General features: G+C 67.9%; 15 protein-coding genes, 1 tRNA gene and 1 riboswitch. Of the genes, 8 read left to right on the top strand and 8 right to left on the bottom strand.

The window, feature by feature from the left end:
• Positions 1 to 70: 70 nt before the first annotated feature.
• Positions 71 to 523 carry a GatB/YqeY domain-containing protein gene (locus tag ACIA1L_RS12705; RefSeq protein WP_396072795.1) on the bottom strand — a complete coding sequence of 151 codons (453 nt, stop codon included), beginning with the start codon at positions 521 to 523 and terminating at the stop codon, positions 71 to 73.
• 25 nt (positions 524 to 548) lie between these two features.
• Between ACIA1L_RS12705 and ACIA1L_RS12710 the strand changes: the two genes are divergently transcribed.
• Entirely contained in the window at positions 549 to 1,442 is an 894-nt protein-coding gene (locus ACIA1L_RS12710) for a metallophosphoesterase (protein ID WP_396072796.1), read from the top strand.
• Positions 1,443 to 1,573: 131 nt separating this feature from the next.
• On the opposite strand, the gene ACIA1L_RS12715 is transcribed toward ACIA1L_RS12710, so the two are convergent.
• From ACIA1L_RS12715 to ACIA1L_RS12730, 4 genes are all read right to left on the bottom strand, one after another.
• Positions 1,574 to 1,888 (bottom strand): DMT family transporter, encoded by a 315-nt coding sequence (locus ACIA1L_RS12715; protein WP_396072797.1) that lies wholly within the window; start codon positions 1,886 to 1,888, stop codon positions 1,574 to 1,576.
• Positions 1,889 to 1,902: 14 nt separating this feature from the next.
• Positions 1,903 to 1,969: riboswitch (guanidine-III (ykkC-III) riboswitch) on the bottom strand.
• A 190-nt stretch (positions 1,970 to 2,159) separates the two neighbouring features.
• The gene (locus ACIA1L_RS12720) at positions 2,160 to 2,564 is read right to left on the bottom strand and encodes a hypothetical protein (protein WP_396072798.1); all 405 of its coding nucleotides are present in this window, start codon (positions 2,562 to 2,564) and stop codon (positions 2,160 to 2,162) included.
• 643 nt (positions 2,565 to 3,207) lie between these two features.
• Positions 3,208 to 3,284 (bottom strand) — tRNA-Pro (locus tag ACIA1L_RS12725).
• A gap of 85 nt (positions 3,285 to 3,369) precedes the next feature.
• Positions 3,370 to 4,068 (bottom strand): SDR family oxidoreductase, encoded by a 699-nt coding sequence (locus ACIA1L_RS12730; protein WP_396072799.1) that lies wholly within the window; start codon positions 4,066 to 4,068, stop codon positions 3,370 to 3,372.
• Between the two features lie 59 nt (positions 4,069 to 4,127).
• Here ACIA1L_RS12730 and ACIA1L_RS12735 point away from each other — a divergent pair, with 59 nt between their 5' ends.
• On the top strand, positions 4,128 to 4,496 hold the full coding sequence (locus tag ACIA1L_RS12735) for a MerR family transcriptional regulator (protein ID WP_396072800.1): 369 nt from the start codon (positions 4,128 to 4,130) through the stop codon (positions 4,494 to 4,496).
• Positions 4,493 to 4,918 (top strand): divalent-cation tolerance protein CutA, encoded by a 426-nt coding sequence (gene cutA, locus ACIA1L_RS12740; RefSeq protein ID WP_396072801.1) that lies wholly within the window; start codon positions 4,493 to 4,495, stop codon positions 4,916 to 4,918. The genes ACIA1L_RS12735 and cutA overlap by 4 nt, the downstream gene beginning before the upstream one ends.
• On the opposite strand, the gene pyrE is transcribed toward cutA, so the two are convergent.
• Entirely contained in the window at positions 4,915 to 5,439 is a 525-nt protein-coding gene (pyrE, locus tag ACIA1L_RS12745; RefSeq protein WP_396072802.1) for an orotate phosphoribosyltransferase, read from the bottom strand. The genes cutA and pyrE overlap by 4 nt on opposite strands.
• 146 nt (positions 5,440 to 5,585) lie before the next feature.
• On the opposite strand from pyrE, the gene ACIA1L_RS12750 reads away from it, so the two are divergent.
• Positions 5,586 to 5,882, top strand: coding sequence for a hypothetical protein (locus ACIA1L_RS12750; protein ID WP_396072803.1), 297 nt, complete (start codon positions 5,586 to 5,588; stop codon positions 5,880 to 5,882).
• Between the two features lie 174 nt (positions 5,883 to 6,056).
• Here the strand turns inward: ACIA1L_RS12750 and ACIA1L_RS12755 are convergent, their stop codons facing one another.
• Both ACIA1L_RS12755 and ACIA1L_RS12760 read right to left on the bottom strand, forming a co-directional pair.
• Entirely contained in the window at positions 6,057 to 7,121 is a 1,065-nt protein-coding gene (locus ACIA1L_RS12755; RefSeq protein ID WP_396072804.1) for an aspartate-semialdehyde dehydrogenase, read from the bottom strand.
• A gap of 9 nt (positions 7,122 to 7,130) precedes the next feature.
• Entirely contained in the window at positions 7,131 to 8,396 is a 1,266-nt protein-coding gene (locus tag ACIA1L_RS12760; RefSeq protein ID WP_396072805.1) for an aspartate kinase, read from the bottom strand.
• 268 nt (positions 8,397 to 8,664) lie between these two features.
• Here ACIA1L_RS12760 and ACIA1L_RS12765 point away from each other — a divergent pair, with 268 nt between their 5' ends.
• The 4 genes from ACIA1L_RS12765 (at position 8,665) to ACIA1L_RS12780 (ending at position 12,483) form a co-directional block, all read left to right on the top strand.
• Entirely contained in the window at positions 8,665 to 9,480 is an 816-nt protein-coding gene (locus ACIA1L_RS12765) for a hypothetical protein (protein WP_396072806.1), read from the top strand.
• Between the two features lie 196 nt (positions 9,481 to 9,676).
• Positions 9,677 to 11,416 (top strand): 2-isopropylmalate synthase, encoded by a 1,740-nt coding sequence (gene leuA / locus ACIA1L_RS12770; RefSeq protein WP_396072807.1) that lies wholly within the window; start codon positions 9,677 to 9,679, stop codon positions 11,414 to 11,416.
• Positions 11,417 to 11,482: 66 nt separating this feature from the next.
• A complete protein-coding gene (locus ACIA1L_RS12775) occupies positions 11,483 to 12,160 on the top strand; it encodes an HNH endonuclease family protein (protein WP_396073057.1) in 678 nt (225 codons plus the stop codon).
• Entirely contained in the window at positions 12,160 to 12,483 is a 324-nt protein-coding gene (locus tag ACIA1L_RS12780; protein ID WP_396072808.1) for a hypothetical protein, read from the top strand. The genes ACIA1L_RS12775 and ACIA1L_RS12780 overlap by 1 nt, the downstream gene beginning before the upstream one ends.
• Positions 12,484 to 12,521 lie beyond the last annotated feature (38 nt).

The raw sequence follows: 12,521 nt of genomic DNA on the forward strand, positions 1-12,521 counted from the left end.
GGCGTTCTGACTTTCGCCCAGCCTGCGCGCGGCGTTGCTCGACGTCGCCCCGGGCCGCGGGCTGTGCTGGTCAGCTGAGCTGCTTGCGTACCTCCGCAGCTACCCGGCCGCCCTCGGCCCGGCCCGCCACCGCGGCCTGGGCGGCCTTCATAGCCGGGCCCATCTGGCCCTTGCTGGTAAAACCACCAGCGTCGAGCGCCCCCGCGACCAGCTCAGCGATCTCTTCGTCGCTAAGCTGCACCGGCAGATAACGGTCGAGGACACCGCCCTCAGCCTGCTCCCGGGCGGCCTGCTCGGTGCGCCCCGCACCCTCGAAAGCCGTCGCCGCCTCGCGCCGCTTCTTCGCCTCCTTGCCCAACACCGCAAGCACCTCGTCGTCGGAAAGCTCCCGCGCGGCATCCCCAGAAACCTCGGCCGTCCGGACGGCAGACAGCGCCATCCGCAGCGTGGCGGTAGTCAGCTCGTCGCGGCCCTTCATAGCGGCGCGCAGGTCATCGTTCAGGCGGTCCTTCAGCGTTCCCATGGACGGTCAAACTACTCTGGCCGTCATGCGTAAGCGCCCCGTTATTGCCCTGGCCGCCGCGATCACCGCCGTCGGCGGCGCCACGTTCGCCTATGCGTCGCTGGTCGAGCGCAACCTGTTCACGCTGCGTAGGTTCAGCGTCCCCGTGCTGGAACCGGACGCCGAACCGCTGCGCATCCTGCACCTGTCCGACCTGCACATGATGCCGAACCAGCACCGCAAGCAGGCCTGGGTGGCCGCACTCGCCGGCACCGACCCCGACCTCGTGGTGGTCACCGGCGACAACATGGCCTCCCCCGACGCGGTCCCCGGCGTCCTCCGCGCCCTCGAACCCCTCCTCGGCATTCCCGGCGCCTTCGTCTTCGGCTCCAACGACTACCGCGGCCCGGTCTGGAAGAACCCGCTGCAATACCTACTCCCGGAACGCGAATACGTCCAGGGCGTCGACCTGCCGACCGAAACGCTGCGACAGTCCCTCACCGACGCGGGCTGGGCCGACCTCAACAACGCCCGTACGGCCCTCAAGGCCGGCGGCCGCTCCATCGAACTCGTCGGCGTCGACGACCCGCACGTCGACCGCGACGACTACCCCGCCGTGGCCGGCGAAACCTCCCCCGGCGCCGACCTGCACCTCGGCGTCACCCACACCCCCGCCTCCCGGGTGCTGGATGCCATGGCAGCTGACGGCTTCGCGCTCATGCTGGCCGGCCACACCCACGGCGGCCAGGTCTGCGTCCCGGGCTACGGCGCCCTGACCACCAACTGCGACCTGCCGCAGTCGATGGCCAAGGGCCTGCACCGGTGGCCGGGCTCCGACTCCTGGCTGCACGTCTCGGCAGGACTCGGCACCCACCCGACGGCTCCGATCCGCTTCGCCTGCCGCCCCGAAGCCTCGATCCTGACGCTCATCCCCCGCTGAGCAGCCGGGCCTTCGCCTCTGACGCCGCGGCCCAGCCTCGGTTCTAGCGCCGCGGCCCAGCCTCGGTTCTGACGCCGCGGCCCAGCCTTGCCTCTGACGCCGCGGCCCAGCCTCGCCGCTGAGGTCGCCGGTTAGTGGAAGAACTTGAGGCCTACGACGCCGCTGATCACCAGCAGGAGGCACAGGAGGCGAGGCAGGCTGGTCGATTCACCGAGCGCGACCATGCCCACGAAGGCCGTACCCACCGCGCCGATGCCCACCCAGATCGCATAGCCGGTGCCGACCGGAATGGTCCGCAGCGCATAGCCGAGCCCCGCCATGCTCAGCACCAGCGCCACCGCGAACACGACGGTCGGCACCACGCGGCTAAATGACTCACTCTTGGCGAGCGCGATGGCCCACACGGTCTCGAGCAGGCCGGAAATGATCAGGACGATCCATGCCATGACGGACTCACCTCGGGGCGGTCGTCTTGTCAGGCCGGGTACGACACGCGCTCGTCCGGAACGCCGCGACGCGACGCCATCGCCAAGACTACCTTCATCGTCAGGCCCATACGCGCCCTCGTGAACGCAGAGCCGATGAGAGAGTCCGTTGCTCGATACGGCTCAGGGCCTGCCGCCCCCGCGCGAAACGCCGCCCCTGAAGCAGGCGGTCATCGCCGAACCGCTGTCCCGGCTCCCCTTGACTCCTGCCCGCCGATGCCATCATCCGCCGTCAGGGCACCGTCACCTGGAAGGTGAAGGTCGGCAGATCTGCACCGCCCAGCTTGTCGGGCATCACAAAGCTGTAGTCCCAAGCCTTCTTCACCTTCTTTCGAATAACCCACGTCTGCTTGATCGTATAAGTCCCCGCCTTAGGCGATGCGTAGTTCCAGTCGCAGGTGTACACATAAAGCCCTTGCCAATCAGGGTCGTACTTGTTGTCGATCCAGTCGAGATAGAACATATCGTCGAAGTTGCTACTGTTATACCTTTTGCCACATTTGGTTTTGATTTCGTCGACCTTGACGGACAGCTCACAAAACTTCCATTTACCTCCGCACTTGTTCTCCCCCTGCTGCTCCGCGGCCTGAGCCGAGGATCCAGGTAGGACCACCGACAGGCTGACCAGCAACCCCACAGCCGCCACGGCGAACCGCGATCTCACCCGACCCCGGCCAGCCCTGTCTCGTACTAATTCCCTCATTCTCCGAAAGCCCCTTCTTCATCCCGCATGTCAAAGTGTCCTAATGCGATGATCGCACCGTATGGCAGGAAGGATGAGAGAACAATGCGAAAATGCTGTGAAGGACATATGTGTGCGAGGCAACCTCGCCCAGGATCCTGCCGCCAACCGGATCATCGATCCTCGTGACATCACCAGAGATTCCATTATCCGACACTCTCCCATTTACCGAACGGATTCTCCGACGGTCGGCAGGCAGGCATTCCTCACGCCCGACCCGGCACCGAAAAAGCCGTTGAGGGGCAGCAGGTCAGGACTCAAGTTCGACGGCATGAATTGACGTCGATCAAGGTCCCCTCATCGCTGCAATGCCGACGCTATGCGTCAGACACTCGGCGACGGTCTGACTGAGCAGTGAACCGCCGCAGCAAGGAGGCTGTCGCCGCGCTCCCCGGTCGGGGTGCTCGATCGACTGCTGCAGGCACCCTGCGACGGCGATCGGCGGGATCATCTCCAAAGCTGTCTCCAAGCGGCCCTAGAGACGGCTCAGGGCCGGGACCTCCGCTTCCGGAGACCGGCCCTGAGCTGCACTTACATCTGGTCGGGGTAGCCGGATTTGAACCGACGGCCTCTTCGTCCCGAACGAAGCGCGCTACCAAGCTGCGCCATACCCCGATGCGTGCTGGGCAATAGTATCCGACGTCGCCCGGGTGGCGAAATCGGTATCCCCTTCGGCGCGTACTGGCAGCTCAGCGCGGGTTCAGCTGGCGGTCATCGCGGCGTAGAAGACGGCGGGGTCGTGGGCGAGGGAGGCTTTGACCTGGCGGCTCCAGTCGTCGGCGAGGACTTCGGCGGCGCCGGCTTCGAGGCCGTCGAGGGCGGCGGCGACGATGGCGGCGGGGGCGGTTTTGGGGCCTTGGTAGCCGGCGGCCATGTCGGTGTCGGCCATGCCGAGGTGGAGGCCGGTGACTTGGGTTTGCTGGGCGGCGAGTTCGAGGCGTACGCCGTTGGTGAGGCTCCAGGCTGCGGCTTTGGCGGCGGCGTACGCGTTGGAGCCGTCGTAGGAGAACCAGGACAGGGCGGAGAGGACGTTGAGGATCGCTCCGCCGGGGAGGGTGGGGGCGAAGGCGCGGATCATGTTGAGGGTGCCGAAGAAGTGGGTGTCGAGTTCGCGGCGGATTTCGGTGAGGTCGCCGGTGATGAGGTTGTGGCCGGTGGCGATGCCGGCGTTGTTGACGAGGAGGGTGACGTCGGCTGCCGCTTCGGCTGCGGCGGCGATTGAGGCGGGGACGGTGACGTCGAGTTGCAGGGGTACGACGCCGGGGATGTCGATGAGGTCGGGGCGGCGGGCGGTGGCGTAGACCTTGGTGGCGCCGCGGGCGAGGAGGTCGGTGGCGAATTGTTTGCCGAGGCCGCGGTTGGCGCCGGTGACGAGGGCGATGGAGCCGGAGATCTGCATGCCGGCTACGCTAAAACCTGACGTTGACGTCAGAGGCAAGGGCTGCGACGGGAGTCACCATGAGAATCGGTGAATTAGCCACAAAAGCGGGCGTTAGCGTACGCGCGCTGCGCTATTACGAAGAGCAGGGCCTCCTCGCCGCCACGCGTAGCACCAGCGGGCAGCGGCACTACCCCGAAGTGGCGGCTGAGCGGGTACGGCTCCTGCAGGTGCTCTACTCCGCTGGGCTCTCCAGCAAGACGATCGCCGAGCTGCTGCCGTGTGTCGACGCGAAGGTCAGCACTCCGGAGACGCGCGCCCGACTTGCGGCTGAACGGGACCGCATCGATGCCCAGATTGCCGAGCTCGTCCGCGCCCGCGACAAGCTGGACGCCGTCATCGCCCTGTCGACCAGCCCGCTCAGCGGCTGCCAGGTCGTGCCCGCATGACCAGCCTGGACGACGAGAAGACCGGGAACGCCGCGGACCGTCAACAGGCCGTGAGCGCCTCGGCTGGCAAGGAGGCCGCAGGGAAGACCGCGAGCGTCCTGGAAGTCGACGTGTGCGAGGTCGTCATCACGGCGGCCGATCCGGATTGGCTGGCCGACTTCACCCGGCGGCTGGTGGAGGACCGGCTCGCCGCGTGCGGGCATCAGGTCGCTGCCATCCGCTCGATCTACCGCTGGGAAGGGGCCGTGCACGACGAGCCCGAGGCGCGGGTCGCTCTGCATACCCGCGCCTCGCTCGTACCCGAGATCGTCGCCCGGGCGGACGCTGAGCACCCTTACGACGTACCGTGCGTCTTTGCTGTGCCGATTGTGGCCGGAAATCCGGCCTACCTGGCGTGGGTGTTCAGCGAGACCCGCGACTAGGCCGCGGCTTCGAGGTCCGCGCGCGTGAGGAGCGCGCGCAAGGTGATGCCGTCTGCCGACAGAGCTTGGGCGCCGCCTTCCTGGCGGTCGATCACGCAGAGCGCGTGGTCGACGTGCGCGCCCAGCCGGCGGAGGTCTTTCGTGGAGAGCACGACCTGGCCGCCGGAGGTGACCACGTCTTCGACGATGAGGACGCGCCGGCCGGCAACCTCGGCGCCCTCGGCCAGCCGCGCGGTGCCGTAGGCCTTGGCCTGCTTGCGGACGAACGCGCAGGGCAGCTTGGCGTGCCGGCCCAGGGCCGTCACCACGGCGATGCCGCCCATTTCGAGACCGGCGAGCACTTCGGTGCCTTCGGGAATGAGTACGGCCATCTGCTCGGCCAGTTTGTCGAGCAGCACCGGGTCCGATTCGAACTGGTACTTGTCGAAGTACTCGGTGGCGGTCCGGCCCGAGCGCAGGACGAATTCCCCGGTCAGTCGGCTCACGTCGCGGACCTGCCGCGCAAGGTCAGAGTCAGTCACGAACACACAGCCTTCCACCTCGCCGTCGGGGCTGCCCGCGGGGGTGCGTTCACCCGTACGCGTAATTGCTGAACCTAGTGGGTAGGGGATTGTCTAGTTTCGACTATTTTGCGGGTTATCGAGCCTCGCTCTTCGAAAGGTTTGTCGTGACACCCTTCGCGCTTCTCTTCCTCATCGCTCTCGCCGGCTCGTCGTGCTTCGCCATCGGCCGGGCACTCGGCCGCGGCGAACGGTATGAAAAGGGCTATCGCGAAGGCTTCCGCGACGGCGAAACCGGTTCCTTGGCTCGCGCCGCCCGGCTCATTCAGCTCAGCGACCGGCGGTCCATCGCGCCAGCCATCGAGTCGATGATGGTGCCCAGCCCGGTCCCGCACCAGGCCACCGGCCGCGCCGCCGCCCCCGCGATCGTCGGCATCCCCAACCGGCCGCAACTCGCCCTCTGAACGCCGTGGGGCCGCTCAGCAGCGGCGAAGAACGCAGCGGTGAGGAACGCAGCGGGGAAGATCACGGCGAGCCGGCCGCGGACCCAGAGCGGCATCGCCACAACGACGCTGCCCAGTTATCCACAAGCACCAACACCGCTTGTGGATAAAGCTGCCTGGGGATAACAACAGGCGCTAGCTCTTGGCGATTTCCTCGGCCAGGAGCTCGGCGATTTGCACCGTGTTCAGCGCCGCGCCCTTGCGCATGTTGTCGCCGGTGATGAAGAGGTCGAGGGCGCGGGGGTCGTCAATCGCGCGACGGATGCGGCCGACCCAGGAGGGGTCCGTGCCGACTGCGTCGATCGGCATGGGGAATTCGCCCGCCTCCGGGTCGTCGACCAGAATCACCGCGGGGGCGTTGCGGAGAATCTGACGGGCTTCCTCGGCGTCGAGCTCCGAGCCGAAGACCGCATGGACCGCGATGGAGTGGCCGGTCACCACCGGTACGCGTACGCAGGTGGCCGACACTTTGAGGTCCGGCAAGCCGAGAATCTTGCGGGATTCGTTGCGGAGCTTCAGTTCCTCGGACGACCAGCCGTCAGCGGCCAGGTCGCCCGACCACGGCACCACGTTGAGGGCGAGCGGCGCCGGGAACGGGCCGAGGTCGTCACCGACGGCTTGGCGGACGTTGCCGGGGCGGGAACCCAACGCCCGATCGCCGGCGACCTTGCTGAGCTGGTCGTGCAGGGTGTCGACGCCGATCTGACCGGCGCCGGAAACCGCCTGGTACGAGGCGAGGACCAGTTCACGCAGGCCGTACTCGTGGTGCAGCGGGGCGATCGCCATGATCATCGCCATTGTGGTGCAGTTGGCGTTGGCGACGATGCCGCGCGGGCGGTGGCGCAGGGCTTCCCGGTTGACCTCGGGGACCACCAGCGGCACCTCGGGGTCCATCCGGTACGCGGATGAGTTGTCGACAACGGTCACGCCGCGGGCGGTGGCGACCGGCGCCCACTCGAGGGAGACCGCGTCGGGGACGTCGAACATCGCCACATCGACGCCGTCGAACACGTCCGGGGTGAGCTCCTGGACGGTCAGTTCCTCGCCCCGGCAGGACAGTGTCTTACCCGCTGACCGGGCCGACGCGATGAGGCGAATCTCGCCCCACACGTTGCGCCGGGAGGTGAGGAGCTCGCGCATCACCGTGCCGACAGAGCCGGTGGCTCCGACGACGGCGAGGGTGGGCTGCGTCGACCCCATGGGCGCGGACTACCGGCCGGTGCCCGCGTAGACGACGGCGGTTTCGTTACCGCCCAGCTCAAAGGTGTCGTGCACGGCGCGGACCGCGGTGTCGAGGTCAGAGTCGCGGCAGACCACGGAGACCCGGATCTCCGAAGTGGAGATCATCTCGATGTTGACGCCGGCCTCGCCGATGCAGGCGAAGAAGGACGCGGCGACGCCCGGGTGCGAGCGCATGCCGGCGCCGACCAGCGACACCTTGCCGACGTGGTCGTCGAAGAGCAGGCTCTTGAACTTGATCTGCTCTTTGATCCGGTCCAGCGCGGCCATCGCGGACGGGCCGTCGGCCTTGGGCAGGGTGAACGAGATGTCGGTGCGGCCGGTGCCCTCGGTCGACACGTTCTGCACGATCATGTCGATGTTGATCTCGGCCTGGGCCACCGTCTCGAAGATCCGGCCGGCCGAGCCGGGCTCGTCGGGCACGCCGACGATAGTGATCTTGGCTTCGCTCCGGTCGTGGGCCACCCCGGTGATCAGCGCCTGTTCCACGTTCGGATCCTCCATCGAACCGGTGACGATCGTGCCCTGCTTGTGCGAGTACGACGAGCGTACGTGGATGGGTACCTTGAAACGGCGCGCATATTCCACACAGCGCAACATCAGTACCTTCGCCCCGCCGGCGGCCAGCTCGAGCATCTCCTCGTAGGTGATCTTGTCGATCTGGCGAGCATCGGGAACGATCCGCGGATCGGCGGTGAAGACACCGTCGACGTCCGTGTAGATCTCGCAGAGGTCGGCGTCCAGCGCTGCGGCCAACGCGACCGCTGTGGTGTCCGACCCGCCGCGGCCCAGCGTGGTGATGTCCTTCGTGTCCTGCGAGACACCCTGGAAGCCCGCGACGATCGCGATCGCTCCCTCGTTCAGCGCGGTCCGCAACCGGCCCGGGGTCACGTCGATGATGCGGGCCTTGCCGTGCGCCGAGGTGGTCAACACGCCAGCCTGGGAGCCGGTGTACGACCGCGCTTCGTACCCCAGGTTGTGGATCGCCATCGCCAGCAGCGCCATCGAGATGCGCTCGCCCGCGGTCAGCAACATGTCCAGTTCGCGGCCGGGCGGCAACGGGCTCACCTGGTTTGCCAGGTCCATCAGGTTGTCCGTGGTGTCACCCATCGCGGACACCACGACCACCACGTCGTGCCCCGCCTTGCGGGCGTCCACGATCCGCTCGGCCACCCGCTTGATGCGCTCGGCATCGGCCACGGACGAACCGCCGTACTTCTGCACCACCACGCCCACGGCTAGTCGACTCCCCTCACGCCGCACGTGCCGACACCGCCGGCAGTCGGTGCCGGCGGCGTCGGTCGAGTCAATCGCAGACCAGACTAGTCGCGCCGATCCCGATCTTTGACAGCCGATCCCAGTATCCGGCCGGTGGGCTGAGCCACGCGGGGCCGACCAAGAGGCCACGCGGGGCCGACCAAGAGCGGAAACACGCCGGTCCACAACGACACGCCGGAAGCACCGCACCGCGACCATACGGGCGAAGAGAGGCGAGAATGTCTCGATGCGCTCCCGTCGTGTGCTGCCCGCGCTGGCCGCCGCCCTGCTGACCGCCGGCCTCGTCGCCTGCGGAGATGCGGCGCCCGCGGAAAAGCCCGCCGCGTCGTCGCCGGCCCCCGCGCCGGCGGACACCGACGCGCGCATCGACCTGGCCGCGCGGGCCGCACTTGCCCAGGACTACCGCTTTGCGGCGCTCTACACCTTCACGTCGCCGGACCGGCCGGACCGCTCGATCGTGGCGACGGTCGCGACGGACGGCTCGTGGCGGGTGGACATCCCCGGCGGTGTGCTCGGCGGTACAGCCGACGTGTCGATCACCGAGACCGCAGCCGGCCTGTTCCAGTGCGCGATCCCGTCCGCCACCAACCCGGTCGTGCCGTTCTGCGTCCGAGTCGCCGACCGCGGCAAGCGGGTGCCGAAGAAGTACGACCCCAAGGTCCAGCGGGTCTTTCGGCAGTGGCTGTCCGTCTTCACCGATCGCCAGGCCGCGCTGTCGGTCAGCGCCGCCCAGCCCCTGCCCGGCTCCAGTGGAAGCTGCTACTCGGTCGACACGATCTCCGCGTCACTGTCCGCTCCCGTCGACGTCGGCATCTACTGCTACGCCGACGATGGGCTGCTGACCGCGGCGAAGGTCGGCTTCGGCACGCTCACCATCGCCGGTACGCCCGCAGCACCACCGGCCACGATCATCCTGCCCGGCCCGGTGATCGGCGGCGACCCGATGGGCCTGGCCGCACCGCCACCCACGACACCGCCCGCAGCGCCGCCTTCGGGCCAGGTGCGGCCGTCGGGCCAGGTGCAGCCGTCCCCGTCCGCGTGACGTACGGCGGGTTTCCCACGATCCGGGCGTACAGTTAGCGACGGCCCCGATGATCACGTAGGGTGACGTTCGACATGTGGCATGCGCTCCTTCTTCGCTGCCGCGACGAGGCCCCATCACAGGCCGGCACCTCGTCGCGGAGTTGACGCGCGCCGGTCGGTCCTCGTGAACTGACCAACTCCCGCAAGGAGCTCGCATGTCCAGCGACGTAACCGTCGATCCGATCGCCCGGCAGCGCCCCAGCCGGATGCCGTTCGAGCGCTACACCCCGTACCAAAAACAATTTGCTGTTGATCTGGTCGACCGGCAGTGGCCGGGCCGGCGGCTGGAGACCGCGCCGCGGTGGTGTGCGGTGGATCTGCGCGACGGCAACCAGGCGCTCATCGATCCGATGTCGCCCGAGCGCAAGCGGCGGATGTTCAGCCTGCTCGTCGCGATGGGCTACAAGGAGATCGAGGTCGGCTTCCCGGCCGCCAGCCAGACCGATTTCGACTTCGTCCGGCAGCTCATCGAGCAGGACCTGATTCCGGACGACGTGACGATCCAGGTGTTGGTCCAGTGCCGGGAGCACCTGATCGACCGGACGTTCGAGTCGATCCGCGGGGCCAAGCGGGCGATCGTGCACTTCTACAACTCGACGTCGACGCTGCAGCGCCGGGTCGTGTTCGGGCTCGACCGCGACGGCATCACCGACATCGCCACCACGGGCGCGCGGCTCTGCCAAAAGTACGCGGAGATCCACACCCCGGATACCGAGATCTACTACGAGTACTCCCCGGAGTCCTACACCGGCACCGAGCTGGAGTACGCGGTGGAGATCTGCTCGGCGGTCATCGACGTCATCGACCCGACCCCGGACCGCCCGCTGATCATCAACCTGCCGGCGACCGTCGAGATGGCCTCCCCCAATGTGTACGCGGACAGCATCGAATGGATGCACCGCAATCTGCCCCGCCGCGACAGCATCATCCTCAGCCTGCACCCGCACAACGACCGGGGCACCGCCGTGGCCGCCGCCGAGCTGGGCATGCTGGCCGGCGCCGACCGGGTCGAGGGCTGCCTGTTCGGCAACGGCGAGCGCACCGGCAACGTCGACCTGGTGACGCTGGGGCTGAACCTGTTCTCCCAGGGCGTCGACCCGATGATCGACTTCTCGAACATCGACGAGATCAAGCGCGCGGTCGAGTACTGCAACCAGCTGCCGGTGCACGAGCGGCACCCGTACGTGGGCGACCTGGTCTACACGGCGTTCTCCGGTTCGCACCAGGACGCGATCAACAAGGGTCTGCACGCGCTGCAGGAGGACGCCACCGCAGCCGGCAAGGACGTGGACGACTTCACCTGGGGTGTGCCTTATCTGCCGATCGACCCGAAGGACGTGGGCCGCACCTACGAGGCGGTCATCCGGGTCAACTCGCAGTCCGGCAAGGGCGGGGTGGCATACATCATGAAGGAGGAGCACAAGCTCGACCTGCCGCGTCGGCTGCAGATCGAGTTCTCCGGGGTGGTGCAGCACGTCACCGACGCCGCCGGCGGCGAGGTCGGGCCGCAGCAGATGTGGGACATCTTCGCCACGGAATACCTGGTCGACCATCAGCCGTCCGGCGTCATCGAGCTCGACCGCTACGCCACCGCCACGGTGGACGGCAAGGTCGAGGTCGACGCGGAGGTCCGGCATCGCGGCACGCGCCGGCCGCTCACGGGGCTGGGCAACGGCCCGATCGACGCGTACGTGCAAGCGCTCGAACCGCTCGCCATCAAGGTCCGGGTGCTGGACTACGCCGAGCACGCCCTGACCTCGGGTGAGGACGCGCAGGCCGCGGCCTATGTGGAGTGCGAGGTCAACGGCCGTACGGTGTGGGGCGTCGGGCTGGACGCCAACATCGTCACCGCGTCGATCAAGGCGGTCACCAGCGCGGTCAATCGCGCGAGCTGAGATTCCACGGGTACGCCGCCGGGCTCACTCCGGCGGCGTACCCTCGGCAAGCGAACCGTGCGCACCCTGCTTACGCTGGTGTTCGTGCCCCCACACAGCGCTCACCCCTGGTCCCGGCGGCTCGCCGCCCTCCTACTCGCCGCCGTGGCCGTCGCCGGCTGCGAGGTGTCCGTCAAGGACTCCGACTCGAAGCCGGGTGACACCAGCTCCACGAAGAACGCCGGTGACGCGAAGTCGCGGCTGGACGGGCTGACCGTCGCCAAGGCCGGCACGATGCGCGGCTACAGCCGGGAGAAGTTTCCGCACTGGCGCAGCACCGGCTCGAACTGCGACGTGCGGGACACCGTGCTGAAGCGGGACGGCAGCAAGGTCAAGGTCTCCGGCTGCAACGTCGTCGCCGGCACCTGGGTCAGCGTGTACGACGGCGACCAGCTGACCGACCCGGCGAAGGTGGACATCGACCACATGGTGCCGCTGGCTAATGCGTGGCGCTCGGGCGCGAGCTCCTGGCCGACTGACCGCCGCGAAGAGTTCGCCAACGACCTGACCGATCCGCAGCTCGTGGCGGTGTCGGCGTCCTCGAACCGGTCCAAGGGCGACCAGGACCCGTCGACGTGGAAGCCGGAGCGGGCCGAAGCCTGGTGCGAATACGCGGTGGACTGGATCACCGTGAAGGCACAATGGAAGCTCACGGTGACTTCTGCCGAGAAGTCCGCGCTCACCGACATGTTGGGGAAGTGCTGATGACGGACGAAAACATACCGGCGGCCCCGGCCCCGGCCCCGGCCCCGGCTCCGGCTCCGGCTCCGGCTCCGGAGAACAACAGCCACACATCGGACATCGTTGCCGGCCAAGGCGGCGTGATGACCGACGAGGTCGGCGTCATCACCGGCGACCTGACGCTGCGCACCGAGCTGTCCGGCGCCGAGGTCGTGGTCCGCGCGCAATACAAGGATGCCGACGAGTGGTACACGGTGACCGGCGCGAAGACGACCCTGAACGATCCGGCGGATCTGGCGGCCGTGCACGCCATCGCGGTCGGGATCCTGCACCGCCCGGAAGGCTAACAACCTTTACAGATCGACGTTGACCTATGTAATGTCGG

Origin of the sequence: Actinoplanes sp. NPDC051859, from assembly GCF_044452725.1 — a bacterium.
GTDB lineage: Bacteria > Actinomycetota > Actinomycetes > Mycobacteriales > Micromonosporaceae > Actinoplanes.

Excerpts from the sequence above, each read along its gene's own strand:
- ACIA1L_RS12705 (WP_396072795.1), bottom strand. The coding sequence starts at position 523 with ATGGGAACGCTGAAGGACCGCCTGAACGATGACCTGCGCGCCGCTATG.
- ACIA1L_RS12710 (WP_396072796.1), top strand. The coding sequence starts at position 549 with ATGCGTAAGCGCCCCGTTATTGCCCTGGCCGCCGCGATCACCGCCGTC.
- ACIA1L_RS12715 (WP_396072797.1), bottom strand. The coding sequence starts at position 1,888 with ATGGCATGGATCGTCCTGATCATTTCCGGCCTGCTCGAGACCGTGTGG.
- ACIA1L_RS12730 (WP_396072799.1), bottom strand. The coding sequence starts at position 4,068 with ATGCAGATCTCCGGCTCCATCGCCCTCGTCACCGGCGCCAACCGCGGC.
- ACIA1L_RS12735 (WP_396072800.1), top strand. The coding sequence starts at position 4,128 with ATGAGAATCGGTGAATTAGCCACAAAAGCGGGCGTTAGCGTACGCGCG.
- cutA (WP_396072801.1), top strand. The coding sequence starts at position 4,493 with ATGACCAGCCTGGACGACGAGAAGACCGGGAACGCCGCGGACCGTCAA.
- ACIA1L_RS12755 (WP_396072804.1), bottom strand. The coding sequence starts at position 7,121 with ATGGGGTCGACGCAGCCCACCCTCGCCGTCGTCGGAGCCACCGGCTCT.
- ACIA1L_RS12765 (WP_396072806.1), top strand. The coding sequence starts at position 8,665 with ATGCGCTCCCGTCGTGTGCTGCCCGCGCTGGCCGCCGCCCTGCTGACC.
- leuA (WP_396072807.1), top strand. The coding sequence starts at position 9,677 with ATGTCCAGCGACGTAACCGTCGATCCGATCGCCCGGCAGCGCCCCAGC.
- ACIA1L_RS12780 (WP_396072808.1), top strand. The coding sequence starts at position 12,160 with ATGACGGACGAAAACATACCGGCGGCCCCGGCCCCGGCCCCGGCCCCG.